The sequence below is a fragment of the Micromonospora sp. DT201 genome (assembly GCF_049841575.1).
Taxonomy (GTDB): domain Bacteria; phylum Actinomycetota; class Actinomycetes; order Mycobacteriales; family Micromonosporaceae; genus Micromonospora.
Genome location: NZ_JBNCKP010000006.1, coordinates 149,741 through 174,964, shown reverse-complemented (window position 1 = coordinate 174,964; position 25,224 = coordinate 149,741). Strand labels below are relative to the sequence as shown.

Below are 25,224 nucleotides of genomic sequence, written 5' to 3'. Positions count from 1 at the left end.
GTGCGACCGAGTTTACGACCCCCATGGTGCCTACCGATCCTCGTACGCTGCCGCCCTCGTTTGGCCAGGAATCACTTAGATCCGGACAGGGTGAACCGCAGTCGTGTGCTCCATCACGTAATGGCGTGCTACCAATAAACGGTGTCCATTCCTCCTGACCGTCGACCCGGCGGCGGTCGAGGGCGCCGAGGTCCGGAGGCCCACCGCGCCGATCCGGCTCCCAAGGGACCGGAGTGGTGAACGCAGGCCCTCACCGCGTCGCGATCTTCGTCTACGACGGCGTGACGTTGCTGGACATCGCCGGCCCGGCGGAGGTGTTCAAGGAGGCGAACCGGTTCGGCGCCAACTACCGGATTGTGCTGTTGTCGCCGACCGGTGCGGACGTCACGTCGAATCTCGGGTTTCGGATGGCGGTCGACGGTGCCATCTCCTCAGAGCCGGCTTTCGACACGTTGTTGGTGGCCGGGTCCGACCACTATCCGCGCACCCCTGTCCCCGCCGACCTGGCGGACGCCGCACGGATTCCGGCGGCTGTGGCCGGCAGGGTCGCGTCGGTCTGCACCGGGGCGTTCGTCCTCGCCGCCGCAGGCGTTCTCGACGGCAAGCGCGCGACCACGCACTGGCAGGTCGCGCACGAGCTAGCCGCCCAATATCCGACGTGTCGTGTCGAGGCCGACGCGATCTACGTCCGCGACGGCACCACGTACACGTCGGCAGGGGTCACGGCCGGTATCGACCTGGCGCTCGCTCTCGTCGAAGAGGACCACGGCCCCACCCTGACGCGTGACGTCGCACGTGCCCTGGTGGTGTATATGCAGCGTGCGGGCGGCCAGTCCCAGTTCTCGGCACCGCTGCAAGGACCGCCGCCCCGCTCGCCGGCTCTGCGGAGAATCACCGACGTCGTGACGGCGAACCCCCGTGGCGACCACTCGCTCAGTGGACTCGCGAAACACCTCAACGTGAGCACCCGGCATCTCACCCGGCTCTTCCACGACGAGTTGTCCACGACCCCGGCCCGTTACGTGGAGACCATCCGATTCGACCTGGCCAGGGCACTGCTCGACCAAGGCCACACCGCAACGCAGGCCGCGACCCTCGCCGGTTTCCCCAGCTACGAAAGCATGCGACGAGTCTTTGCCAGGAAACTGTCGATCAGCCCCGCCGCCTACCAACGGCGGTTCAGTACGACCCGCCGCACCCACGCGGGTAGCGCTTGAGTTGCGGGAATGTTCGTGTTCTCCCGCCGCAGGCCGATCGCCGTGTCGTGCTGCTCACCGGTGGGGCACTATCGTTCTGGCGTGCACATCCGTTTTGACGTCCCCGCCGACCCCGCCTACCCAGGCCGCGTGGCCGCTGCGCTCGGCAGCGTTCGGCTGCGCAGGTTCAGCTATATCGGCGCGACGCTGGCGGCGATCGGAGTGATCGGTTTCGTCGTCTCGCGGGGGTTCGCGTGGGGCGAGCGGACTTCGTCGCTGTGGATGACGTTGGTCGTGGGTGGCCTGCTGTCGATGCTGTACCTGCCGTGGGTGCGGTTGCGCGCCCGGCGCCGGTCCAGTGGCTACGCGGTCGAGGGCGCCTACGACATCACCGATGACAACATCATGATGCGCAGCGGCTCGGAGTCCGGTGGCATCGCCTGGGACGGGGTCGCCCAGGTCAGGGACACCCCGGAGTTCTGGATCGTGTACGTCGGTCGGATGCCGGCGACCGTGATCCCGCGTTGGTTGATGACCGCCGAGGATGCCGAGACGTTGCGGGCCTACATGGCCAAGCGTGGGCTGCTCGGAGACCGATGAACACGTGAAGGGAGTCGAGGTCGTCGCCCCGCCGCTCGCAGCCGCCGTGGCGGTCAGGCCCTGATCCGCTCGGCGACCCGTACGGAGACGTCCCTGAGCTGTTCTGCGGAGAGCGGGGGCTCCGGCTGCGCGGCGACGGCCTGCTCGTCGACCCCCACCATGTTGCTGACGCTCGCGTTGAACACCCGGTTGCCGGGCAGTTGGATCGTGACGATGTGCTGCACGCTTCCGTCCCGCTTCCCGGTCAGCGTCTCGGTCTTCATCCGGAGGCCGGCGGGGGTGGTCCCCTCCACGCAGACGCGGTCGTACCGTTCGTCCCCCGGATAGCCCGCCGGCAACTCGCACGGCCAGTGGTATCCGGCGGGGTCGAAGGGGTCGCCGGGCCGGCCGGCGGGCCCCGACTCGGAGACGTCCGGGGAGATCGACACGCCCAGTGGGCCCTTCCGTCCCCGGTAGGACACGCCAGATCCGCCGCTGACCAGGTCGTCCCGGCCGTGGTTGCTGAACACCGGCGGCCGCCCGTCGGGCTGGCGGGCCTCGCCGACGTGGTCGGGGATCCAGAACCACGTCGACCCGGGCACCACCTCACGCAGCGCGGCTTCGAACTCCGCGCTGAGACGCCTCGCGCTTGCCTCGGCGCTCTCGTCGGTGTCGAAGACCAGGCGGAACCCGGGGTCCGCGGCCGTGGGGGTGGGCGCGGCCAGCGGCGGGCCCGGAGCCGGGCCGGGCTCCTGATCGCGTACGGCCACACCGACGCCGACCATCAGCGCCAGGACGGCGGCCAGCGGGCCCCCGATCAGCCGGACACTGCCCGCGCGCCGTTCGCGCCGGACGATGCCCTCCACATCCACCTGGGGGGGCGGTGGTGTCCCAATCAACTCGTCGAACAACTGGTGACCCATCTGCTGCCTCTTTCTCAAGACTGACCGGTGACGACGGTGCGCAGGTTCGCCAGCCCGCGTGCCGACTGACTCTTGACGGTGCCGGTGGAGATGCCGAGGATCTGCGCGGTCTCCTCGACCGAACAGTCCAGGTAGTAACGGAGCACGAGCACCGCCCGCTGCTTTGGGGCGAGGGACCGCAGCAACGCGGCGAGTCCTTCGCGGTCGGTGACCGTTTCCGGGACCATCGCGGCCACGTCCGGCAGCGTCGCGCTCGCCTGTTCCCGCCGCTTCCAGGGCCGGCGCCGCTCGTCGAGCCAGCAACGGGTCAGGACCCGCTGGGCGTACGCGTCACGGTTGTCCGCCTGACCCGCTTTGCGCCAACTCCGGTAGAGCTTCGCCACCGTGGCGGACACGATGTCGTCGGCGGTGTGCCAGTCCTGGCAGAGCAGGAACGCACTGCGTCGCCAGCGATCCATCCGGCACGCGACGAAGTCGTGGAAGTCGTCCTCGTCGGCCCGCCTCACCGGGGTCGTTCCTCTCCACCGACCAGCGTGGATCTGTTCTCGTTCTCTGCACTGACTGTCACGGCCGTACGACGCGGGCCTCGCGCTGCGGGGTTGCACCGCCCGGTCAGTTTTTCGCCCCCGCCCGCCGAAATCTCATCCGGGCAGGTCAGGCCGGCGAGCTACCGCAGGGGGCGGAAGTAGTGCCGGACCGCGTAGCGGTAGACCTCCTCGCCGAGCTTCGCCCCTTCGACGTCGGCGGTGCGGAAGTGGACGCCGCCCCAGACGCGCGCGCCGATGAGCTCATCGAGCGCTTGCGAAAAGCTGGTGAACTGCCGAGTCGTGCCGGAGTCGACGCTGGATCCGCTGAACGCGATGTCGTCCCGGCCGAAGAAATAGCGGTACAGCGACATCCGCGCACCGGTGCCGCAGGCGTGGCCGGAGGGGTATTCGGGGAAGGGGGGCGTGACGAGCAACGACTGCCAGCCTGGGTCGGCGGCCGTCCTCGGGTTACCGTCCGTGTCGGCCAGTTGGATCGCCGTGACCGGACGCCAGTAGCTCCAGAAGTCCTTCTGGCTGAAGCACGCCACTCCCGAGTCGGCCACGATGAGGTCGGTCATCGCGAAGAAACGGGCGGTCTGCAGGGCGTCCAGCCGTTGGGTCGCGGCGAGCTGTCGCTTGATCTCCCAGGAGGCGGAGCGCCGGTCGTGCCACCAGATCGCGGCCTCCGTCTGGTCCGGGGTGCGCACCGTGCTCGTCGCCGAGCCGACCTCCTTCACCTCGTTGAGGTCGCGGGCGTACGCCTTGCTCGTCAGCCGTGGCGGCTCCGGGGTGCGGAACATCGACACGCGGGGGAGGAGGAACGGCCGCATGTGTCCGGTCCATGCTCCCTGGGACAGGAACAGCGGCGGTGTGGGGCGCCACTGGCCGGGCGGTGTGCCGTTGCGCCACTGCTGGTCCCCGAACGCGCCGTCGTCCTGCCGGGCGGTGACCATCGCCGCCGCGGCCCGTGCCCCGATCCGAACGCCGCCCTGCTTCGACCGCCCGTCGGGGATCGCGGCGAGCGCCGCGTCGTACTGTGCTCGAAGCCGCTCCTGCTGAGCGGGGAAGAGAGCGGCGAGGACGTCGTGGGCGGCGGCGGCGACGGCGGCGTCCGCCGACTCGGTCCCGCTTGACGGCGGTGCGACGAGGTACGGCTGGTACGGGCTACCGGCGATCGCATTCAACGCGTCGTAGACCGCTCCGTTCACCATCGCGAAGCTGCGCACCTGCTCGTTCGGTTGCTGAGCCGCGACGTCCCAGATCGCCGTCTGGGCGTTGAGGTCCCAGGTGACCACCGGATTGGCGGTGCCGGTGCCGGAGGTCGCGGCAGCGGCGGGTGCCGGCCCGGTCATCGTGGACGCGACCAGCGAGCCGAGCGCGATGGTTGCGGGAATGATGCGTGACCAGATCGCACGGCGTCTGTGGATGCGGCTCGTCATGATCTCCCCGTCGATAGGTTTGTCGATGCGTTCTGTCGAATGCATGCGGCGCACGAAGTGAAATCGACGACGCTCGATCGTAACATCGCCGAGCCTCAACGGCGCCGGCTGTCGATCGGCATCGAGTGCCCGCGGCCGATCCACTCCGCTTCGCCGATGTGGCGGTATCCGCCGGGCGAGATACCGCCATATCGGCGGCATGAAGTCGATCATGTCGGCCAGCCGGCAGGTGGTGAGCCGAGACGACATACGTCGGGCAGCGCCGTCCGGGTGGGGGGCCGACGCCGAGCGCTGGGACGAAGGCTCACTCGCCCCTTGACGTATATCCGTCGCGGATATAGTGTCGGTTCATGGCGAGCACCAGAACCGGCGGGCCCCTCACCCCTGCGGTGCTGCACATCCTGCTCGTGCTCTCGACCCAGGACCGCCACGGCTACGGGATCATGAAACAGGTCGAGTCCGACTCGCGGGGAAAAGTCAAGATGGGGCCAGGAACGCTCTATGGCTCGATCCGCCGGATGACCGAAGCGGGCCTGATCCGCGAGAGCGACAAAAAGATCGACCCGAACCTGGACGATGAGCGCCGCGTCTACTACGGCATCACCGCGCTCGGTCAACAGACCCTCGCGGCCGAGTTGCAGCGATACCGCCAGGTCGTGGCGGTCGCCCATGAGCGCTCCCTCATCCCCAAGGCAATGGGTGTCTGACCATGGACGGACAGGCACGATATCGGCGCTGGTACCGAAGGCTGCTCGGTCTCTATCCGAGGCCGTACCGCGAACGCTTCGCCGACAGCATGGAGCAGACGTTCAGCGACCTCTGCCGTGAACGGGCCGGGGCCGAGGGCCGTGGACAGAGCGCCTTCATCCTCTGGATCTTCACCGAAACGTTCGCGGGCATCATCCGGGAGCGCGCGACGGACCTTGCGAGGTGGACCATGATCAGGAATGCCACCAACGTCTTCAGGATCGTCAAGTACCTCGCGCTGGCCACCGGTGGCCTGCTGGTGGCGGCGATCGTCACGGTCATGGTGCTGGCGCGCGGCACCGGCGAGGACATCACAGGTGTCGTCGCGCCGGCGTTGCTGCTCACCCTTCTCTCGGCGGTGGCCGCCGTCGTCGCGGGCATCCTGCAAGACGCGAGCGATCGCCGCAGGCACAGCGCAGGCGACGATCTGGCCGGCTGACGCCGCAGCTGCCCTTCCGCCGGTCCGCCACCCGTGACGGCCAGTTCCACGGTGAGATCGTGGGCGCTCATCGGCAACAAGTAGGCTCGGAGCCGCAGAAATCGTGCACCGTTGCGAGCCGCTCTCCAACGCTCGTCTGAACGTGATCAGCTCGCCGCCTCGCCAGGGAGTTGCTGTGGCGTACGGCTACATCGGATCGATGAAGACCAAGCCGGGTCGCCGGGATGACGTCGTGGACATCCTGCTGAGCGGCGTTGACGGCCTGCGCGAGGCCGGATGCGACCTGTATGTCGTGAGCGTCTCGGACACCGACGACGTCACGATCTGGGTGAGCGAGGTGTGGCAGAGCAAGGAGAAGCACGACGCCTCCCTGCAGCTTCCCGAAACCAAGGCGGCAATCGGCAAGGCCATGCCGATGCTCACGGGGGAGTTCACCAGCCAGGAGGTAACCGTGCGGGGAGGCCTGGGCTTGTAAGCCCTATTTGAGCGAGCACGCCGGAGGACGCCATGAGTTGGGACGTTCTTATCTTCCACGCCCCGGCCGACGCCAGGTCGGTCGACCAGATTTCGGAGGACTTCAATCCGCCGCCGTTGGGCACCGGGCCGGACGTCCGGCGGTGGTTACGGGACAACCTCCGGGACCTCGACCTCTCCGATCCTGAGTGGGGGCGCCTGGTCGGCCCGACGTGGCACATCGAGCTCAACATCGGGTCGCACGACCCCGTTGATTCGATCATGTTGTACGTGCGTGGAGGCGGCGACGACGTTCTGGCAGTTATCGCGCGGATCGTCGCCTCGGTTGGTGGTCGCGCTCTCGACATCTCGACCGGCGAGTTCCTGACCGGCGAGCCCACTCAGACCGCTGGCTGGCACGGCTTCCAGCAGTACCGGGACCAGTTCCGACAGCAGGTTGTACGACTGGAAGACGAAATCCACCCGGTCGCGGCGCAGCCGGGTCAGCGCACCTTCGCGCATTCGAGTGACGTCCTGGCCGACCAGCCGGACCCGGCCGCGCACTGCAGCAAGGTGCTCTTGCCCGACCCGGTCGCGCCCATCACCGCCACGAACGTGCCGGCCGACACCACGAGTGAGACGTTGCGAAGAGCGGCGACCTGCCGGCGGCGCGAGCCGTAGATGCGGGTCACCCCGTCAAGTTCCACCACGTTGTCCATGCGTTCCAGCCTCGGCGCCGGCGGCGACACGGACATCCGGGTGGCCCGAACGGTATGGGTGCGGTTATCCGTACCGCCCGTGTCATACCGACCCGGCAGCCGCGCCAGGCGCCGGCTACCGGTCCGCAGCTTCGGTAGGTGACGCGAGACGCTCGAACGTCCGCGCCACGGTGAACCTGGTACGCCGGTGGCGGGGCCGTTCGACCTCGTCCAGCAGCGCCACGGCGAAGTCCTCGCTGGAGATGGTGGAGGTGCCCGCCGAGTCGACCAGCAACTCGTCGGCACCGAGTCGGTAGGAGCCGGTGCGCTCACCCGGCTGAAGGATCGCGGGAGGGCTGAGGTAGGTCCACTCCATGTCGGTGCACGCGCGGAACACGGCGAGCTGGTCGTTGCAGGCGAGGGCGATCGCTCGCCAGGCTGGCGGTACGTACGCCGGATCGTCGACCACGAGCCTGCCGTCCGAACCCGGCACGGTGAGACTGCCCGCGCCGCCGACGGCGAGCAGCCGTGCGCCGGCGCGGGCCAGCCCGGCGAGCAGCGACTTCGCGACGGCGGCGAGTTCGTGCTCGTACCCGGTCGCCGGACGGGTCGCGGTGACCACGACGTCCTGGCTGGCACTCAGCTCGACGACGCTGTCGACGTCGGAGGCGTCGCCGACCCGGTGGATCGCGGCCGGCGGCAGTTGGGTGAGCCTGCCTGGGTCCCGTAGGACAGCCGTGACGTCGTGGCCACGACTCAGGGCCTCGGCGACGATCCGACTCCCGGTGCTGCCGGCGGCCCCGAAAACGGTGATGCGCATGATTGTCAGCTCTTTCCTGCGAGTAGTTGCTTGGTCGGGTCCAGTTGTGCGGCGGAGATGGAGACCAGGGCCAGGCCGAAGCCGAGGAGTTGGGTGGCGGTGAGGGACTGCCCGAGGACCAACCAGCCCAGGACGGCGGCGACGATGGGCGACAGCAGTGGGAGGAACGACATGGCCGTGACGGGCAGGTGCGCCAATCCGGTGAACCACAGCGTGTAGGCCAGACCGGTCCCGACCAGGGACAGCCAGGCGTAGCCGCCCAGGGCGGGGGCGTCCAGCCTGGGCGGCAGGCCCTCGACGGCCAGGGCGAGCGGGGCGATCAGCAGCCCACCGGCGGTGAGTTGCCAGCCGGTGAAGGCCAGCACGCCGACACCGGGCGGTCGCCCCCACCGCTTGGTCAACACGGTCCCGGCGGCCATGACGGCGGTGCCGGCGAAGCCGGCCGCGAGTCCGATCGGATCGAAGCCCAGCCGGCCGCGCAGAACCATGACCGCGATCCCGACCAGACCCACGAGACCCCAGCCGAGACGCCACCGGCTCGGCCGCTCTCCGAGCAGGGCCACGGCCAGCCCGGCGACGATGAGCGGTTGCGCCGCCGAGAGCGTGGCCGCGACGCCGCCCGGCAGCCGGTACGCCGCCACGAACAGGAGCACGAAGAACGCCCCGATGTTGAGCGCGCCCAGCACGGCCGCGCGCCACCACCAGACGCCGTCTGGCAGCCGTCTGGCGATCAGAAGAGCGATGAGCCCGGCCGGCAGCGCGCGGAGCACACCGGAGAGGAGCGGCCGGTCAGGGGGCAGCCACTGCGTGGTGACCAGATACGTGGTGCCCCAGGTCACGGGTGCGAGCGAGGCGAGCCCAGTGATCGCCCAGTCGCTCGTCGCAACGCGACCGGACCGGACGACGGCCTCCTGGCGGGGATGGGTTTCGAGCACAGGAACCTCTCAACGTTGAACTGTTTGAGGTTGAGATGAAATCACGGCTGATATCTTGGCGTCAAACAGTTCAACGTTGAGGAGAGAGATGGCGGACAGCCTGGACCGGATCCTGGACCAGTGGCGGGCCGAGCGACCGGACCTCGACGCGAGCCCGATGGGCGTGGTCGGCCGCATCCAGCGGGCGTCGCGATTGCTGGAACGCGGGCTGAGCGAACACTTCGCCACTCGGGGGCTACAGACCTGGGAGTTCGACCTTCTCGCCACGCTGCTGCGTTCGGGCCCCCCGTACCGGCTGACGGCGGGCGATCTCGCGGCCACCTCGATGATCACCTCGGGGGCCATCACCAACCGGATCGACCGGCTGGAGGCGCGATCCCTGGTCCGCCGCGAGACCGATCCCACGAACCGCCGTAGCGTCCTGATCACCCTGACGGATCTCGGCCGCGACGTCGTCGACAAGGCCATGAGCGATCACGTCGCCAACGAAGCACGGCTGATCGGCGCACTGCGCCCGGACGAGCAGGAGCAACTGGCAGGACTGCTGCGGACGATGCTGACCGCGCTCGGCGACACCCCAACGGATGCGCGTCCCCGACGATCAGACCACAGCGCTCCTTGATGTTCGATCGATGCCCTGCTCGGCCGATGTCGTGGTTGTCGGCGGCGGGATCCGCAAGACCGAGCAGTTGCTTCCGCTCTTCGAGCAGGTCGTGAACCGGATCCGCCGCCATGCGCCCCGGGCCGCCATCGCGTTCAACACCAGCGGCGGGGACGCGTGAGGCAGGGAGGGAACCAGAGATGAGTTTCAGCGACGATGTTCGTTCGGCCTTCCGTCGGGGCGAGACCGCCGCTGTGGTGCGAATGAGCGAGGCCGAGATCGTCAGGGCAGCGGCGGCCAGCGACCCGGCAGGAGAGGTGGAAGCCCGGTACAGCCTCGCCCGGGTCGCCATCCGCCGGGGTGATCTGTCTGCCGGTGCGGCGCGCGCTCAAGAGGCGCTCATGGTCGCTCTGCGCTCCGGCGATTGGAGCCTGGAGGAGCGGCCCCGGCACGTGCTGGCCGCCGTGGCTCGGATGTCCGGCGACCTGACCCGTGCGCGGGTGCTCTACCAGGAGAGCATCGCGCTCAATGAGGCTCTGGGCCAGCCCACGGCCGTCAACTCGGAGACGCACAACCTCGCGTTCTGCGAACTGGGGCTCGGCAACCTCAAGGTGGCGAGGGAGTTGTTCGCCGTGAGCCGCGAGCGGGTCTTCCAGCACGGCTGGGCCGACTTCGTACCCTATGTCTGTCTGGCGGGTGCCGCGCTCGCGTCGGCCGAGGGCAACCACGCGCGGGCAGCGCGGATGGTCGCCGTCACGGACGCCGCGTTCGCGGCGCTGGGCCAGGTGCCGGATCCCGATGACGCGGCCGACCTGGCCGCCGTGCGCACGGTCGTGGTCGAGGCGCTGGGCCCGGCCGGCTTCGCCGAGGAGTACGCGCTGGGCCAGCGTCTCGAACCGCGTGCGGCGTTCGACGACGACCACTGACGCGACGGGCTCCTTACCGTGCTCGGCGGACCATCTCGCTGATCCAGATGGGCGCGAACGGCGACGTGCAGCCCGGGGACGTCGGGTAGTCCTTGAGGACCTCCAGGCGTTCGCCGATGTCGATCGCACGAGCGCGGTGCTCGGCATGCTCGATCCCGATCTGAGCCAGGCAGTGGTTCATCGCCCACTGCAGGCGACCCGGGGCGTCTTTCATCTCCGTCTCGATGACGTCGAGCAGTTGTGGCAGGTCCAGGCTCTCGGGCTTCTTCGCCACACGTTCGGTGGTCAGCGCCCAGCCAGCACTCGCCACCACGGGATCCGGATCGACGAGCCAGGCCAGTCGCAGTTCTTCGGCGTACGGGTTCTTCTTCACGATGTAGTTCACGAGCCAGTCGTGCACCTTGGGTGCGCGCGCCTCGCGCAGCATGACGTCCAGTTCGTCACGCTCGAATGCCCTGGGGCGGCAGATCAAGACCGCCAGCAGTCTCGCCGCGGTCTCATCTGTCTCCCAGAGCCGGCACGCGAGGTCCTGCTGCGTCTTCAGCCGCTTGGCGAGCGCGCGAAGCTTGCCGAGGTTGACACCGTGATCGTCACCGTGTCTCGCGTTCACCTCGCGGATCTTCGAGTCCTCAAGTCCGGCGAGCTCGGCCATCACCTCAGCCACCGTCGCGTCGGTCCGCGTCGTCGCGACCACCGCAACCTCCAACCCATCACGTGTGACGTGCACCTTACGACGGAAATGGGCAACCTGCCGCACGAGCCGACTCGGCGGCAGCCACCGACAGCAGACCCGCCGTCTGGGACTGCGGCCGACTGAGCAGGAGGCGCGCTGAGCGGTCTGATTAATCTGGTGGTGCCATGCCCGGCGAGCCAGGAGAGCGTTGCATGAGTTCTGCACCCCGCGAGGTAGTCGCGCGCGTTCCCGGCTCGAAGTCGATCATGGCGAGAGCCCTGCTCATCGCAGCTCTGGCCGAGGGGACCACCCGTCTCGTGGCCCCGCTGGCCGCAGCCGACACGGTGGCTTTCGCCAAGGGCCTCGACAGCCTCGGGTTTCCGGTGACCCGCGAGCCTGAGGTGTGGACCGTGACCGGTGATCCGGCCGGTCCGCCGACCACGGAGGCGACGGTGTGGTGTAACGACTCGGGCACTGCGGCGAGGTTCGTGCCGGCCCTGGCAGCGTTGGGACGCGGGCGCTATGTGATCGACGGCAGCGCGCAGATGCGTGCACGCCCCATGGCGCCCCTGATGACGGCACTTCGGGGCCTCGGTGTCCGGGTCGACGCCGCCCCCGGGGACAGCCTGCCGTGGGTCGTGCACGGCGCACACGTCGCCGGCGGCACGATCGAGGTGGATGCGAGCCTCTCCAGCCAGTACCTGTCGGCGCTGTGCCTGTCGGCGCCGGCGATGCGTAACGGCCTCAGGGTGCAGGCACGCAATCCCGTTTCCGCGCCTTACGTCCATCTCACGTTGGCGATGATGCGCCAGTTCGGAGTCGAGTCCAGTTGGGAGGATTCCACGATCACCATCCCGCCCGGCACCTACCGGGCTCAGGAGTATCGGATCGAGCCGGACGCGTCGACGGCGTCGTACTTCTTCGCCGCTGCCGCCGTCACGGGAAACACCGTGACGGTGCCGGGCCTCGGCCGGCGGTCGCGCCAGGGCGATCTCCGGTTCGCCACGGAGATTCTGCCGACGATGGGCTGCCGGGTTGACGTCGATGACAGCAGCGTCACCGTCACCGGCCCGGCGCAGCTGCGTTCGCCAGGCACGGTAGCCATGCGCGACATCAGCGACACCATGATGACCCTGGCTGCCATCGCGCCGTTCGCCGACGCGCCGACCCGCATCACCGATGTGGCGAACTGTCGGGTCAAGGAGTCGGATCGCATCGACGCGATCACCACCGCGCTCACTGCCTGCGGCATATCCACCCGCTCGGGTCCCGACTGGCTCGAGGTCGACCCGGGGACTCCGACGGGAGCGCTGGTGCAGACCCGCTCTGATCACCGTATCGCGATGAGCATGAGCGTGACCGGCCTCCGTACGCCGGGCATCGAGTTTGACGAACCGTCCTGCGTCGACAAGACCTTCCCGCAGTTCCATGAGGAATTCGCAGCCCTGGCTCGCGGCTGGGACATGCCACTCGACTCGGGACTAAGCCGCGTCTGAGCACCGAGATGCTCCAGCAGGCCGCCGCGGTCGACGCCGTTTGGGGTGCTCGGGCGACGGGCACAAGAAAGGCCATGGCGGATGAACGAGCCAAGTCCGTCGGCGGTTACTTCATGCGACTTCTCGGCGGAGTGGCAATCATCGTGGGCATTCTGATGTTCTTCGGCACCCTGCCCGAGGGCAATCTCGTCGGGGTGGTGCTCAGCATCGCCTTCGTCGCGGGCGGGGCGGTCCTGCTCAAGCGCTCGGGTGGCGGCGGTCGAGCAGGCCGGGTGGCGTCCGCGCCACACGGCCAGCGCTGAGGACGCTGGTTCGGGACGCGCCACGGCGGGGCGGCCCTCTCGCCCCGCCGTGCTCCGGTTACCCCTGGTCAGGTCAGTCGCCGTCCGGCGGCGCCGTCAACTGGGCGTGCCGCACTGTGTAATCCCCGCGGCCTCAGCCGCCGTCGCCGTAACTACCATCGCCACTGCGGCGATGCCCCATCCGAATGCTCGACGCATGGTCGTCCTCCCGATCCGGGCCGCTTCGCCGCGGCCCTGCGTGACCTCCACGGTCGTCGACCAGGGAGCAGAATCGATCCCTCCCGAGGGGGGATCCATTCCCTCGCCGCCGGGAAGTGGTTCCCCGGCGTGGATCTCGTCGGACTAGTCTCGCCGCATGGCTTTGCGACCGGACGAGTTCTATGACCACGCAGTCGCCGCCGCGGACGGCGAGCGCCGGCTTCCGTTGGCGGACATGACCGGATGGGACATCAGCCCATTCGACCCGGCCGGGCTGCGCGTGGCGCCGTTGCGTCCGCCGGTGCTCCCGGAGCCTGCGCGGCACGGCGAGGATCCGTCCGACTGCGACGCCTGCCGCGACCGGGACGAAGGAATCTGGTTCAACGAGCACTGGCGGCTGGCCCGGATTTCCGGAGTGGGCGTTCCGCTGCTGCTCATGCTGTATCCACGCGACCACTACGACATGGCGGATCTGCCCGACGACATGGCCGCCGAGCTGGGGTTGTTGAGCACTCGCATCGTCCGCCACATCCAGGCGTTGCCGCACGTCTCGCGGGCCCACGTCTATCGGGTCGGAGATGGTGGCGCGCACCTGCACGTGTGGTTCTTCGCCCGACCCGAGGGGCAGACCCAGCTGTACGGGTCGTGGCTGGTCATCTGGGACGACCTCCTGCCGGAGTACCCAGCGGACGTCGCGCAGGCGGACGCCGAGATCGTGGCAGACGCGTTGGTCGCGAGCCACGGAGGCCAGCGGTCGTCCGTGCCAGGAATTCCGGCATGACGGAGGCGGCGTCGGCGCTGACCGAGATCCGCGCCCGGATCGACGAGCTCGACGGTGAGCTCGTCGGGCTGCTCGCCCGGCGGGAGGCCCTGGTTCGGCGCGCGGCCCCGCTCAAGGGCGACCGGCAGGCGGTCCGTGCGCCGGACCGGGTGGCGCAGGTGGTGGCCCGGGTGCGGGCGCTGGCGAACGAGGCCGGCGCGGACCCGGACCTGATCGAGCGGATCTACCGGGGCATGATCCAGGCATTCATCGACCTGGAGACCGACGAGCACCACCGGCTCACCGGAGCCTGAGCGCTCCGGCACGGCTCGCGTACGTTGTTGCCATGGCGACCTTCTGGACCTTGGGGTTCGATGCCGACGATCCTCAGCGGATCTCCGCCTTCTGGGCGCTGGCCCTGGGCTATGTCAGGGAGCCTGGCTTCGACGAGCCCGACAACGCGTCCATCATCGACCCTGGTGGCCGTGGTCCGGCTATCGCATTCCTGAGGGTGCCCGAGGGAAAGTCCGCCAAGAACCGGGTGCATATTGATATTCGGGTCGCCGGTCCGGGTCCGCGGGACATGGTCGAGCGTGCTCGACTGATCCGACAGCGAGTGCCCGAGCTGGTTGCCGCCGGTGCGACAGTGGTCCGCGAGGAATGGTACGGCGACGTCCTCGGCCACGTTGTCATGCAGGACCCTGAGGGCAACGAGTTCTGCGTCGCGTGATCGGGCCGCGGCGTCCCGAGTCGGGCGGAGAATCTCTGCCGGAGAAGAATCGTCAAATGGCTATTCCTGTGACCGCTCGAATCAGAAAGAGACACCGGGGCGGAAAATTCAATTGAAGCCCTCGATGAAGGGTGACCCGACGAAGAATGTGGCAGCTCCCGTGTAAAGATGTCGTGTGGGCTCTGCATCGACAAATGATCCGACCGCCTCTCCTCTTCTGCTGACCGGGGAGGGGGTGGTGCTACGGGAATGGGCTGACTCCGATACGCCGTTCATGCGGCAGTTGTTCGACGCGGATGACATGGCCGCGAACACCGACATCCCCTCTCCGTTCGACGCGGACGCCTTCCTGGTCAGAATCCGGCAGCGCCGTGCGCAGCGCATCGTCGACCTGGCCGTGACGCGCGACGGAGGGGAGCCGCTCGGCCTCGTCGCTCTCCACGTGGCAAGCGGGGTGTTGGGGTACGCCATCGGCCCGGCACACCGTGGCCGGGGCCTGGCGTCGCGGTCCCTGCGGCTGATGACGGAGTTCTGCCACGAAAAGCTCGGCTTCTCGCGGCTGCGGCTCGGCATCGTGCAGGGCAATGTGCCCTCGCAGGGGGTCGCCCAGTCCGCCGGCTACGTCCTTGGCGACGACGCCCTCGTCGAGAGGGTGAACGGACTGGGGCAGCCGAAGCTGCTCGAGACGTGGTATTGGACCGCGCCAGCGACCTCCGGGCAGTAACGGACGGGGTACGACGTCCCTGCTGCTCCGTCGCTCAATCTCCTGGTTCGTCGGCTGGGGTTGGTCGGCCGGCATCGGAACCGATCAGGTTCGCGGAGGACGGAGGTGTGTAGCCGAGTTCACGCGAGATCTGGTTCGCGGTCTCCAGTAGAAGCGGAAGGTTGCTCTTCAGTTGGTCGAGACTTGCGATGACTTCGATCGCCGTTATCGAGGCGGCGGCGATGACCAGCCCACGCGAGTCCCTGATCGGCGCGGCTATGCACATCACGTAGGCGTCGTGCTCGCCGTTGTCCGCGGCCCAGCCGTCTTGGCGGATCTGGGCGAGTGCGGCTTCGAGGGAGTCGTGGTCGGCCAACGTGCTGTCGGTGAACCTCTCGAAGACGACGTGGGAGAGGAGACGGTCGCGTTCCCCCGGAGGCAGGTAGGCCAGGATCGTCTTGCCGACGGCGCTCGCGTAGATCGACACGGCGCGCCCTACCCGGGACGGCAGCTTCACGGCGTCGAACGCCGGACTGTCCACCTTGTCAATATAAATGATCTCATCGCCGGTCAGTTGCGCCAGGTGCACGGTGTGGCTGGTCTCGCGTTGCAGCGCACGTAGGTGTGCGGCGGCGAACTGGCGCAGGTCCATCGAGCCAAGCGCAAGCTCGGACAGCTCGATCAACCCGCTGCCGAGCACATAGGTGCCTGCGCCGGTCCGGCGTACGAAGCGCGCGGATTCCAGTGTCTGGAGGATCCGCAGGGCCGTGGACTTGTGGACGTCGAGCACGTCCGCCGCCTCTGTGAGCGACAGCGGGTGCTCGGCCGATCGACGGATGAGGTCGATCGCGCGGCGAATCGATTGCGCCAAGGCTGTGTCTCCCCTCGCGCGACGGATGCGCGTCGCATCCGTTGCAGTAGATGCAATGTAGTTGACGCGATGCGCAACCGCCACTTGACTTCGTTGCACATGGCGCTACGATCGTTGCAATTTCATCCGGACGACTCGGACTCGTAACAGTGGAGTAACGATGGGTAACCAGCGCGCTATTCTCGGCCTCGCCAGGGCGACATGTGCCCTCGGCTTGGTCGCCACTCTCTTGACCGGTTGTGGCTCCGACGGCGATTCCGGTGACGGTGTCACCAAACTGACCTTCGCCGCCTCTACCTTCGGCGACCCGGGCCGTGGGCCCCTGCTGACAAAGTGGCTCGATGAGTTCAACGCGAGCCAGGACAAGGTGCAGGTCTCCGCCGCGGCGGTGCCGTACCCGACCTTCGGCCAGACGGTGCTCACCCAGATGGGCAGCGGCAAGGGGCCTGACCTGGTCCGCTTCGACATGCCCGAGTTCGAGGCCGCCTCGGACGCCGGCCTCGTCGCACCGCTGGACAAGCTTGTCGATGTCAGCAAGTACGACCTGCTCAAGCAGCCGGACCAGTTCATGGTCCACGACGGTGTTCGGCACGGCATCATCTTCGAAGCGTCGAACTACGCGATGTTCTACAACGCGGACCTGATCCCGAAGCCGCCGACCACCTACGAGCAGTTCGCCTCCACCGCGAAGTCGCTGACCAAGGGCGACGTTTTCGGCCTGGCGTTCCGTCAGACCGAGGCCGAGGAGGCCGGCGTCTGGCAGGACATCTTCAACTACGTCTACGGCTTCGGCGGCGCGTGGTCCGACGGCAAGAACCTGACGATCAACTCGCCCGAGAACCTCAAGGGCCTGCAGGCGTTCAAGGACCTGTACGACGCGAACGTGATCCCGCGCGGAGCGGACGCGGCGACGTTCCGGCGGATGTTCGCCGAGGGCAAGGTCGGGATGGAGCTCAACAACGGCGGCTACGTGACGGCCACGCGTGGCCAGAACGCGAAGCTGAACTTCACCGTCGCGCCCATCCCGTTCCCGGTCCGCAAGCAGGGCACGATCCTCGCGCCAATCGTGGTCAACGAGGCGAGCGAGGGCAAGGACGAGGCCGGCACCTTCATCAAGTGGGCGCTGGAGCCGCAGAACCAGGTCAAGCTGCAGGAGATCCTCGGCGCGAGCAGTGTGGCTACCACTACGCAGCGCAGCGCGGAGACGCTCAAGGCGACCCCGTTCCTCCCCGTCTTCGACGGACTCACTGAGACCAGCCTCCCGCAGATCGTGCTGGGGTTCGAGGCCAAGACGCCGGACATCCGCAAGGTGGTCGTGCAGAACGTGGTCGCGGCACTGCAGGGCAAGACCGACCTCAAGTCGGCGCTGGATCGCGCCCAGCAGCAGGCGACCGAACTGGTCCGCTGACAGCTCGACAAGGCGACGCTGCCGGCGTGACGATCCGTGCGCCGGCAGCGTCCTTCCTCCCGAAGGATCAAACCCGATGACTGTGGTCGAGCAGACCGGAGCACCGAAGACAACACCTCGAGCCGGGGCCCGGCGACGGCCCAGCCCGCTGGGCAGCAAGTGGACGCCATACCTGTTCCTGGCCCCCGCCGCCCTGTTCATCCTCGTCTTCCAGGCGATACCCCTCCTACAAGAGGTGTACCTCAGCTTCACCCGGACGAGACTGCTCAACCCGACCAAGAGCGATTGGGTAGGGCTCGACAACTACAACCGCATCTTCGGCGACCCTGAATTCCACCGCACCCTGCTGATCACCATCGTCTACGTGATCACCTGCGTTGTCGTCGCCATCGGCGCCGGGCTCGTCGTCGCGCTCCTGCTCAACAAGAAGTTTCGGGGTCGTGGCGTGGCACGGGCGCTCGTGACCGTCCCCTGGGCCGCTCCGGGCATCGCGGTCGCGCTCATCGCCACCTGGATGCTCAACGCGCAGTACGGCATCGTGAACCGCTTCCTCGATGCGGTGGGGCTCGGCGTGCCGGGTGGCGCCATCCTGGACAGCTCCCGCTACGCGCTTCCGGCGGTGCTCGCGACGACCATCTGGCAGCTGTTCCCGTTCACCTCGGTGGTGCTGCTCTCCGCGCTGCAGTCTGTTCCTGCGGAGCTCAACGAGGCCGCGCACATGGACGGCGCAGGGCGATGGGCAACCTTCCGCGCCGTCACCTGGCAGGTCATCAAGCCGACCGTGGGACTGTTGGCCCTGCTGATGACCATCTGGTCGCTGCGGCGGTTCGAGCTGATCTGGCTGATGACCAAGGGCGGGCCGGTCGGTGCCACCGAGACGCTCGTCATCGACCTCTACTCGCAGGCATTCGACTCTAAGGAACTCGGATCGGCGGCGGCCATCGGAATGGTCGGCGTCGTCATCTCGCTCATCGTCATCATCGGCAGCCGCCTGGTCGCTCGTGCCGTGGAGAAGGGGGACGTCCGATGAGGCGCTTCCGTTTCGGGGTCACCGCACGGATCGTCGCCGTGCTCGTCGTACTGGGCGTCGCGGTGTTCCCGCTGTACTGGATGTTCGTCACCGCGCTGACCAGCAACAGCGACCTCTTCGCCGATCGGCCCCGGCTCACGCCGGACCTCGGCCAATTCGGGGTCTTCGTCGACGCGTTGGCCGAGGGCAAGGCGGGCGGGTGGCTGCTCAACAGCCTGATCATCGCCGTCGGCACGATGGTCCTCTCCGTCGGCCTGGGCATCCCGCTCGGCTATGCGCTGTCCCGGTTCTCGTTCGGTGGCAAGGCCCTGGTGACCGTCGTGCTGCTGTTCACGCAGATGCTTCCCGAGGCGCTCATGGTCGTCCCGCTGTTCGCGCTGTTTCGCCGTTTCGAACTGCTCGACTCGCTGGCCGGCCTCATCCTCGTGAACTCCGCCTTCGTTCTGCCGATCGTCGCGCTGATCCTCAAGGGCGCCATCGACGGAATCCCGAAGGAGCTGGAGGAAGCCGCGCGTGCTGACGGCGCCCGACCCTTTACCATCCTGACCCGCATCAACGTGCCGCTGATCGCCCCGTCGATCGCGGCGACCGCGGTCATCGCCTTCTTCCACGCCTGGAACGAGTACGTGTTCGCGGTGACGTTCATCTTCGATCCGGGCCTGCAGCCGGCCTCCGTCGGCATCGCGAACTTCATCGGCGAGTTGGGTACGCCGATCCAGACGGTGATGGCCGTCGCCTTCCTGTTCACGCTGCCTGCCGTCGCCTTCTACCTGTTGGTGCAGAAGTACGTGGTGTCCGGCATGACCGCCGGTGCGGTGAAGGGTTGAGCCGAAAGATGAAAATCACCGCCGTCGACACGTTGGTCGTCGACTTCTACCGCACGAACATCGTCATCGTGCGCGTCCACACCGACGAGGGGATCGTCGGGCTCGGCGAGGCCACCCTGGAAGGTAAGGAACGCGCCGTCCAGGGTGCGATCGCCGAGCTGGCCGAAGCGGTCGTAGGCCTGGATCCCACCAGCATCTCGAAGATCCTCTACGAGACCGCGCGAGACTGGTACTGGCGCGGCGGGCCGGTCATCATGACCGCGTTGAGCTCGCTGGAGATGGCCCTGTGGGACATCTCGGCGCGGGACCTCGGCGTCCCGGTCTCTCGGCTCCTCGGCGGTGCGATCCGGGATCGGGTGCGCGCGTACGCGAACGGCTGGTTCTCCGGAGCGGTCACGCCCGAGGACTATGCGTCCGCCGCCCGCGCCACGGTGGAGTCCGGGTTCCGCGGCCTCAAGTGGGACCCGTTCGAGAACTACGACCTCACCATCACCACCCAGCAGTTGGACCGGGTGCTCGCGCAGATCGACGCCGTCCGTGGCGCGGTGGGTCGCGATGTCGAACTGTTCATCGAGGGGCACGGCCGGTTCGACGTCCGTCACGCGATCAAGGTCGCGAAGGAGATCGCCCAGTTCGACCCGGTGTGGTTCGAGGAGCCGTGCCCTCCGGACAACCTCGACGCACTTGTCGACATCCGCCGCGCCTCGCCCGTGCCCATCGCCGCTGGGGAGCGGTGGTTCGGGCGGCAGGGCTTCGCGCCGGCGCTTGCCCGTCAGGCGGTCGACTTCGTCCAACCCGATGTGACGCACGCCGGCGGGATCGCAGAGCTGGCCTTCATCTCGACGCTCGCGGCGACCAGCTACGTGGGTTTCGCGCCGCACAACCCGAGTGGTCCGCTCAGCACGGCGGCGACGCTGCAACTTGGGGCGACGCTGCCCAACTTCCGGTACCTGGAGATCATGGCGACGGACGTGCCCTGGCGCTCCGAGATCACCAACGAGCGGCTGGTTCTGACCGCTGACGGTGACGTGCTCATCCCGACCGGGGTGGGACTGGGCATCGAGGTGGATCTCGCCGCGATCGAGCAGCACCCGTTCACACCGCATCCGCTCCGGATGTTCCGCGACTCCGTCTACGACATTCGTCCTCGCGACGAGCGGTCCTTCTTCAACCTGGAGAGCAGCTCATGACGGTGCCACAGCCCCGAGGGCTGGCCGCCGATGCGGACTGGTTCGGGACCGGTGCCGAGGCACTGCCGGACGCCGCCGACCACAGCGTCCTCATCGGGCGGATCTGGGACCCGGCCGTCGGCGGCCCCACACCGGTGGTCGTTCGAGGCGGCGAGGTCATCGACCTCAGCCAGCGGTTCTCGACCGTCCGGGACATCTGCGAGCTGCCCGACCCCGCCACGACGGTCGCCGGGCTCGACGGGCCGCGGGTGGGCGGATTCGCGGAGATACTGGCCAACACCGGTGCCGCGACCCGGGACCACAACCGGCCCTGGTTGCTCGCCCCGGTCGACCTCCAGGCACTCAAGGCCGCCGGCGTGACCTTCCCTGTTTCGCTGATCGAACGCGTCATCGAGGAACGGGCACGGGGAGACCTGGCGCTCGCGGCAGACCTCCGTAGCCGGATGCTCGCCGACATCGGTGCCGACCTGCACAGCCTGGCTCCGGGCTCGGCTGAGGCGGAGAGGCTCAAGGATCTGCTGGTCGCCGAGGGCTTGTGGAGTCAGTACCTGGAGGTGGGGATCGGACCGGACGCGGAGATCTTCACCAAGGGGCAGATCCTCTCTGCCGTCGGCACCGCCGTTCCGGTCGGCGTGCTTGCCGCGTCGACCTGGAACAACCCGGAGCCCGAGGTCGTGCTCATCGTCCAGTCCAGCGGCCGGGTCGTCGGCGCCACCCTCGGCAACGACGTGAACCTGCGCGATGTGGAGGGCCGCTCGGCGCTCCTGCTTCCCCTGGCGAAGGACAACAACGCCTCGTGCGCGCTCGGTCCGCTGATCCGGCTGTTCGACGAGCGGTTCGGCATGGAACAGGTGCGCGAGCTGGAGGTGGGTCTGGAGGTCCGCGGCTCGGACGGTTTCCATCTGGAGGCGGTCTCGGAGATGACCCAGATGTCGCGCGACCCGGAGGCGCTGGTGCGGCAGCTGATCGGCCCGCACCACCGCTATCCCGACGGCGCTGCCCTGATGCTCGGCACGATGTTCGCGCCCATTCAGGACCGCGACCGCCCCGGTGAGGGCTTCACCCACAAGGTCGACGACGTGGTGCGGATCAGCTGCCCGGCGCTCGGCACCCTGGTCAATCGCGTGCGCCATGCCGAGGAGTGCGAGCCCTGGCAGTTCGGCGTCCGCGATCTGATGAGCAATCTGGCGAGGAGAGAACTGCTGTGAACGTGGTGAACACGGTTGATCCGCGCGACGGCCAACGTCGCGCGACGGATCTCACCGAGACGGACGAGTCTCGGCTGGAGGCGATTGCCGGCCAAGCGTCCCAGGCGGCGCAGTGGCTGGCCGGCCTGGGGCGACTCGGCAGAGCAGAATTGTTGGACGCGATCGCGGCGTCCCTGGAGTCCCGTCGCGTGGACCTGGTCGCGGCCGCCGAGGCGGAGACCGGTCTGAGTCACGCGCGACTCGACGGGGAGCTCACGCGAGCAGCGGTCCAGTTCCGGATGTTCGGCGAGGTGCTGCGCGACGGAGAGTACGTCGAGGCGGCAATCGACCATGCCGCGGACACACCGCTCGGGCGCGGCCCGGACCTGCGGCGCATGCTCGTACCCCTCGGGCCGGTCGCCGTCTTCGGTGCCAGCAACTTCCCGTTCGCCTTCTCGGTCGCCGGGGGCGACACCGCCGCTGCGCTCGCGGCGGGCTGCCCCACGGTCCTGAAGGCTCACCCGTCCCACCCGCTGACCTCGCACGCCTCCGCCGAGGCGATCGAGTCGGCCATCCGCGACCTGGGCGGGCCCGATGGTGTGATCGCGACCGTGTACGGGGAGCAGGCTGGCCGCTCGCTGGTGCGCCACCCCGCGATCCGTGCGGCCGCCTTGACAGGCTCCGTCGGGGCCGCCCGCGCCATCCAGGCTGCCATCGACGAGCGACCTGATCCCATTCCCCTGTACGCCGAACTGAGCAGCGTGAACCCGATCGTCGTCCTGCCCGGCGCGGCAGCCGACCGGGGCGACCAGATCGCCGAGGGGCTGTTCGCCTCGTTCACGGGCTCGGGCGGTCAGCTGTGCACCAAGCCGGGGCTGGCGTTCATCCCATCGAATCCGGGCGCCGACCGCCTGGTCGAGGCGCTGCGGGGGAGGGTCGCCGCCTCGGGCGGTTCGGTCCTGCTCAACGAACGCATCCGTGACGCTTACGAGGAGCAGGCTGCGGCGTTCGAGCGGGCCGGTGCTCACGTCTCGGCTCGGCCCGAGGTCGACCCCGGCGCGGGCTTCACCGTCGCACCGATGCTCCTGGAGGTCGGTCTGTCGGGCCTGACCACCGAGATTGCCGACGAGTGCTTCGGTCCACTCATGGTCGTGGTCCGGTATGACGATGTCGCCGAACTCGACGCCGTGTTGGCGACCGTCGCACCGTCGCTGACCGGCTCGATCCATCGCGGACCGGACGACGACGCCAGTGTCGTCCGCGGGCTTGTCGACGTGCTCGCCGGCCGCTCGGGTCGCATCGTCTTCGACGGCTATCCCACGGGTGTCCGCGTGTCGTGGGCCCAGCACCATGGTGGGCCCTGGCCGTCGACAAACAACGTGCACACCTCGGTCGGCGCCACGTCGATCCGGCGATTCCTTCGCCCTCTGGCGTGGCAGGACGCGCCAGTTTGGATCCTTCCCGAGGAGTTGCGCGACGACTACACCGCCATTCTCCGACGGGTCGATGGGAGATTGGTTTCAGGGGCGGAATAGTCGCGCGCTGGTAGGTCGCTCCCGGCCGTATTTCCTGGTCAGGGTCGGTCGACTCGGCGATCGCTCAACGAATTTAAGATAGCTGCATCAGCGGCGCCAGCAACTGCTGGCGCCGCTGAAACGCGTCCCTATTGCATTCCCTGCAACCTGTCGAAATAAATGCCCGCTTCGTCTTGACTGGCCGACGTAATAGATGATTGTGTTTTCGACAGGAAGCGATGTTAGCGCTCACAGCGCGGCATCGCCCGGTGGTATTCGTTCGCCTCACCAACGAATTGTCGGTCGCCGCTGACGCGGTCTGACCCACACACCGAAGAGGGAGCAGGTACATGCCCGTTGCAATTCCCCGTCCCCTGAGGTCGGCGCCGAGGCGCCGGCTGATGCTCGCACTGCTCGCCGCCATCACCGTCGCGGCCGGAACGGTCGCCGTTCCGGCGGCATCGGCTGCGCCGCCCGCCCCGCCCGCACCCCTGGGCCCGACCGTCACCCGCACCGACAAAGCGCCGACCGGGTACACGGTCACCTTCACGTACCGGGCGCCCGCGGATGTCCAGCAGGTCCACATCTACGGCGACTGGTTCTACTCCCGGCCGGAGAACATCACCTGCCAGGACTGTGGCGACGCACGGCCACCTGCCGAGTGGCAGCCCGGCGACGTCGCGGCCACCGCGTGGCACACCCAGGCCATGCAGAAGGGCCCCGACGGGGTGTGGACGTTCACCACGCCGCTGCCGGCGGGCACCTTCCGCTACGCGTTCACCCACGACTGCACCAACGAACTCGCCACCGGCTGCACCCTGTACGACGACCCCGCGAACCGGTGGCAGCTCCAGCCGCAGTACCCGGGAGCACCCGGGGCGGTACGCAGCACGATCTTCGTCCCGGAGAGCAAGAAGTTCCCGACGTACGACACCGACTACCAGGCGCCGGTCGCAAAGATCGGCCGGTTGGAGTCCCGGCGGTACACTTCGCCGCTGTCGACCAACCCGGTTGGCGTGCACGACATCGTCGTCTACCTGCCGCACGGCTACGACCCCAACCGGGCTACGCCGTACCCGACGCTCTACCTGAGCCACGGCAGCGGTGACCACTCGACGGCCTGGACGATGCAGGGCGTGGCCCACCTCATCCTGGAGAACGCGATCAAGGATCGTGCCGTGGAGCCGATGGTGATCGTGTCCACTGACTTCAACGGCCTGCCCGGCGGCAACGAGGGCTATGTCAACGAACTGCGCAACAACATCTTCCCGTTCGTCGAGCAGAACTACCACGTCTCCGCCCGCCCGCAGGACCGCGCGTTCGCGGGCTTCTCGGCCGGTGGCAGCCGGGCCTACACCCTCATGTACGACCACACCGACCTGTTCGGCTACCACGCCGCCTGGAGCGCGGGCGGACCGGCCGCCACCCAGGAGCAGATCGACAGCATGAAGGCGGTGGCCGGCGGCATCATGATCGGCGCCGGGCTCCAGGATCGCCTGGGCAACATCGCCGAGAACTCGCAGCGCAACGCTGCCGCCCTGCGGGCTGCCGGCGTCGAACTGGACGAGTACAACGTGCCCGGCGTGCACACCTGGCACGTCTGGCGCCCCCTGCTGGACCACTACCTGCGGACCCTGACGTTCCGTTCGACCACGACCGGGCTCGACGTCACGACGGCACCGGCAGGCGCCTCGCACAACAACAAGGTCACCGCTACGGCGACGGTTGGTGCCGTCAGCACCACCACCGCCGCTCCCTCCGGCACTGTCGACTTCTACGCCGGTGACACGCTCCTCGGGTCGGCATCGGTGCACAACGGTGTCGCCCAGCTGAAGAAGACCGTCCACGGCGATCTGGACGGTCCGGTCGTCGCCCGCTACCAGGGTGACAAGCTCTTCAACGAATCCGAGAGCACGCCGGTCGCCGGCCGGTAATTCCAGGTCTCACGGCCTAGACGAGTAAGTCCTAACTCAAGACGGGGCTGCGGGCGCAGCGAAGGACGCTCGCCATCCGTTTTGGCTGTCTGCCCTGTCGATGTGCTGTTGAGCGATA

The 25,224-nt window shown here is 68.2% G+C and carries 30 protein-coding genes; 21 read left to right on the top strand and 9 right to left on the bottom strand.

Annotated elements, in window-relative coordinates; all coding sequences use genetic code 11:
- Positions 1-236: 236 nt before the first annotated feature.
- Positions 237-1,217: a GlxA family transcriptional regulator gene (locus ACLQ28_RS14180; RefSeq protein ID WP_425686710.1), complete on the top strand. Its 981-nt coding sequence runs from the start codon at positions 237-239 to the stop codon at positions 1,215-1,217.
- 81 nt (positions 1,218-1,298) lie between these two features.
- On the top strand, positions 1,299-1,796 hold the full coding sequence (locus tag ACLQ28_RS14175; RefSeq protein WP_425686709.1) for a YcxB family protein: 498 nt from the start codon (positions 1,299-1,301) through the stop codon (positions 1,794-1,796).
- 53 nt (positions 1,797-1,849) lie between these two features.
- Here ACLQ28_RS14175 and ACLQ28_RS14170 read toward each other — a convergent pair whose 3' ends face one another.
- The 3 genes from ACLQ28_RS14170 to ACLQ28_RS14160 form a co-directional block, all read right to left on the bottom strand.
- Positions 1,850-2,698 carry a hypothetical protein gene (locus tag ACLQ28_RS14170; protein WP_425686708.1) on the bottom strand — a complete coding sequence of 283 codons (849 nt, stop codon included), beginning with the start codon at positions 2,696-2,698 and terminating at the stop codon, positions 1,850-1,852.
- Positions 2,699-2,712: 14 nt separating this feature from the next.
- On the bottom strand, positions 2,713-3,204 hold the full coding sequence (locus ACLQ28_RS14165) for a SigE family RNA polymerase sigma factor (RefSeq protein WP_425686707.1): 492 nt from the start codon (positions 3,202-3,204) through the stop codon (positions 2,713-2,715).
- Between the two features lie 161 nt (positions 3,205-3,365).
- Entirely contained in the window at positions 3,366-4,664 is a 1,299-nt protein-coding gene (locus tag ACLQ28_RS14160) for a vanadium-dependent haloperoxidase (protein ID WP_425686706.1), read from the bottom strand.
- Between the two features lie 350 nt (positions 4,665-5,014).
- Between ACLQ28_RS14160 and ACLQ28_RS14155 the strand changes: the two genes are divergently transcribed.
- From ACLQ28_RS14155 to ACLQ28_RS14145, 3 genes are all read left to right on the top strand, one after another.
- Positions 5,015-5,371 (top strand): PadR family transcriptional regulator, encoded by a 357-nt coding sequence (locus tag ACLQ28_RS14155; protein ID WP_425686705.1) that lies wholly within the window; start codon positions 5,015-5,017, stop codon positions 5,369-5,371.
- 2 nt (positions 5,372-5,373) lie between these two features.
- Positions 5,374-5,850 carry a hypothetical protein gene (locus ACLQ28_RS14150; RefSeq protein WP_425686704.1) on the top strand — a complete coding sequence of 159 codons (477 nt, stop codon included), beginning with the start codon at positions 5,374-5,376 and terminating at the stop codon, positions 5,848-5,850.
- 175 nt (positions 5,851-6,025) lie between these two features.
- Positions 6,026-6,325, top strand: a complete 300-nt coding sequence (locus ACLQ28_RS14145) for a putative quinol monooxygenase (protein WP_425686703.1) — start codon at positions 6,026-6,028, stop codon at positions 6,323-6,325.
- 146 nt (positions 6,326-6,471) lie between these two features.
- Here the strand turns inward: ACLQ28_RS14145 and ACLQ28_RS14140 are convergent, their stop codons facing one another.
- From ACLQ28_RS14140 to ACLQ28_RS14125, 4 genes are all read right to left on the bottom strand, one after another.
- Positions 6,472-6,825: a hypothetical protein gene (locus ACLQ28_RS14140; RefSeq protein ID WP_425686702.1), complete on the bottom strand. Its 354-nt coding sequence runs from the start codon at positions 6,823-6,825 to the stop codon at positions 6,472-6,474.
- Positions 6,807-6,905: a hypothetical protein gene (locus ACLQ28_RS14135; RefSeq protein WP_425686836.1), complete on the bottom strand. Its 99-nt coding sequence runs from the start codon at positions 6,903-6,905 to the stop codon at positions 6,807-6,809. The genes ACLQ28_RS14140 and ACLQ28_RS14135 overlap by 19 nt, the downstream gene beginning before the upstream one ends.
- 232 nt (positions 6,906-7,137) lie before the next feature.
- Positions 7,138-7,821: an NAD(P)-dependent oxidoreductase gene (locus ACLQ28_RS14130; RefSeq protein ID WP_425686701.1), complete on the bottom strand. Its 684-nt coding sequence runs from the start codon at positions 7,819-7,821 to the stop codon at positions 7,138-7,140.
- 5 nt (positions 7,822-7,826) lie between these two features.
- Positions 7,827-8,687, bottom strand: a complete 861-nt coding sequence (locus ACLQ28_RS14125) for an EamA family transporter (protein WP_425686835.1) — start codon at positions 8,685-8,687, stop codon at positions 7,827-7,829.
- A gap of 157 nt (positions 8,688-8,844) precedes the next feature.
- Between ACLQ28_RS14125 and ACLQ28_RS14120 the strand changes: the two genes are divergently transcribed.
- The 3 genes from ACLQ28_RS14120 to ACLQ28_RS14110 are packed head-to-tail and all read left to right on the top strand — an operon-like array spanning position 8,845 to position 10,283.
- On the top strand, positions 8,845-9,378 hold the full coding sequence (locus tag ACLQ28_RS14120) for a MarR family winged helix-turn-helix transcriptional regulator (protein ID WP_425686700.1): 534 nt from the start codon (positions 8,845-8,847) through the stop codon (positions 9,376-9,378).
- 10 nt (positions 9,379-9,388) lie between these two features.
- Positions 9,389-9,538 (top strand): hypothetical protein, encoded by a 150-nt coding sequence (locus tag ACLQ28_RS14115; protein WP_425686699.1) that lies wholly within the window; start codon positions 9,389-9,391, stop codon positions 9,536-9,538.
- A gap of 19 nt (positions 9,539-9,557) precedes the next feature.
- Complete coding sequence (locus tag ACLQ28_RS14110; RefSeq protein WP_425686698.1) at positions 9,558-10,283, top strand: tetratricopeptide repeat protein; 726 nt, start codon at positions 9,558-9,560, stop codon at positions 10,281-10,283.
- A gap of 13 nt (positions 10,284-10,296) precedes the next feature.
- Here ACLQ28_RS14110 and ACLQ28_RS14105 read toward each other — a convergent pair whose 3' ends face one another.
- Entirely contained in the window at positions 10,297-10,935 is a 639-nt protein-coding gene (locus ACLQ28_RS14105) for a DNA alkylation repair protein (protein ID WP_425686834.1), read from the bottom strand.
- Positions 10,936-11,141: 206 nt separating this feature from the next.
- Between ACLQ28_RS14105 and aroA the strand changes: the two genes are divergently transcribed.
- From aroA to ACLQ28_RS14075, 6 genes are all read left to right on the top strand, one after another.
- On the top strand, positions 11,142-12,452 hold the full coding sequence (gene aroA, locus ACLQ28_RS14100) for a 3-phosphoshikimate 1-carboxyvinyltransferase (protein ID WP_425686697.1): 1,311 nt from the start codon (positions 11,142-11,144) through the stop codon (positions 12,450-12,452).
- 74 nt (positions 12,453-12,526) lie between these two features.
- On the top strand, positions 12,527-12,754 hold the full coding sequence (locus ACLQ28_RS14095; protein ID WP_425686696.1) for a hypothetical protein: 228 nt from the start codon (positions 12,527-12,529) through the stop codon (positions 12,752-12,754).
- 355 nt (positions 12,755-13,109) lie between these two features.
- Positions 13,110-13,733, top strand: a complete 624-nt coding sequence (locus tag ACLQ28_RS14090) for a hypothetical protein (protein WP_425686695.1) — start codon at positions 13,110-13,112, stop codon at positions 13,731-13,733.
- A complete protein-coding gene (locus ACLQ28_RS14085) occupies positions 13,730-14,026 on the top strand; it encodes a chorismate mutase (protein WP_357102747.1) in 297 nt (98 codons plus the stop codon). The genes ACLQ28_RS14090 and ACLQ28_RS14085 overlap by 4 nt, the downstream gene beginning before the upstream one ends.
- Before the next feature lie 32 nt (positions 14,027-14,058).
- Positions 14,059-14,442: a VOC family protein gene (locus ACLQ28_RS14080; RefSeq protein ID WP_425686694.1), complete on the top strand. Its 384-nt coding sequence runs from the start codon at positions 14,059-14,061 to the stop codon at positions 14,440-14,442.
- A gap of 175 nt (positions 14,443-14,617) precedes the next feature.
- Positions 14,618-15,166: a GNAT family N-acetyltransferase gene (locus ACLQ28_RS14075; RefSeq protein WP_425686693.1), complete on the top strand. Its 549-nt coding sequence runs from the start codon at positions 14,618-14,620 to the stop codon at positions 15,164-15,166.
- 34 nt (positions 15,167-15,200) lie between these two features.
- Here the strand turns inward: ACLQ28_RS14075 and ACLQ28_RS14070 are convergent, their stop codons facing one another.
- Positions 15,201-16,100 carry an IclR family transcriptional regulator gene (locus ACLQ28_RS14070; protein WP_425686692.1) on the bottom strand — a complete coding sequence of 300 codons (900 nt, stop codon included), beginning with the start codon at positions 16,098-16,100 and terminating at the stop codon, positions 15,201-15,203.
- Between the two features lie 76 nt (positions 16,101-16,176).
- Between ACLQ28_RS14070 and ACLQ28_RS14065 the strand changes: the two genes are divergently transcribed.
- The 7 genes from ACLQ28_RS14065 to ACLQ28_RS14035 all read left to right on the top strand — a co-directional run bounded on the left by ACLQ28_RS14065 (position 16,177) and on the right by ACLQ28_RS14035 (position 25,106).
- A complete protein-coding gene (locus ACLQ28_RS14065; RefSeq protein ID WP_425686691.1) occupies positions 16,177-17,424 on the top strand; it encodes an ABC transporter substrate-binding protein in 1,248 nt (415 codons plus the stop codon).
- A 76-nt stretch (positions 17,425-17,500) separates the two neighbouring features.
- Entirely contained in the window at positions 17,501-18,454 is a 954-nt protein-coding gene (locus ACLQ28_RS14060; protein ID WP_425686690.1) for a carbohydrate ABC transporter permease, read from the top strand.
- On the top strand, positions 18,451-19,281 hold the full coding sequence (locus tag ACLQ28_RS14055; protein ID WP_425686689.1) for a carbohydrate ABC transporter permease: 831 nt from the start codon (positions 18,451-18,453) through the stop codon (positions 19,279-19,281). Before ACLQ28_RS14060 ends, ACLQ28_RS14055 begins: the two co-directional genes overlap by 4 nt.
- A gap of 8 nt (positions 19,282-19,289) precedes the next feature.
- A complete protein-coding gene (locus tag ACLQ28_RS14050; RefSeq protein WP_425686688.1) occupies positions 19,290-20,471 on the top strand; it encodes a mandelate racemase/muconate lactonizing enzyme family protein in 1,182 nt (393 codons plus the stop codon).
- Complete coding sequence (locus tag ACLQ28_RS14045) at positions 20,468-21,679, top strand: fumarylacetoacetate hydrolase family protein (RefSeq protein WP_425686687.1); 1,212 nt, start codon at positions 20,468-20,470, stop codon at positions 21,677-21,679. The genes ACLQ28_RS14050 and ACLQ28_RS14045 overlap by 4 nt, the downstream gene beginning before the upstream one ends.
- Entirely contained in the window at positions 21,676-23,193 is a 1,518-nt protein-coding gene (locus ACLQ28_RS14040; protein WP_425686686.1) for an aldehyde dehydrogenase (NADP(+)), read from the top strand. Before ACLQ28_RS14045 ends, ACLQ28_RS14040 begins: the two co-directional genes overlap by 4 nt.
- Before the next feature lie 380 nt (positions 23,194-23,573).
- Positions 23,574-25,106 (top strand): alpha/beta hydrolase-fold protein, encoded by a 1,533-nt coding sequence (locus ACLQ28_RS14035; RefSeq protein ID WP_425686685.1) that lies wholly within the window; start codon positions 23,574-23,576, stop codon positions 25,104-25,106.
- The last annotated feature ends 118 nt before the right edge of the window (positions 25,107-25,224 follow it).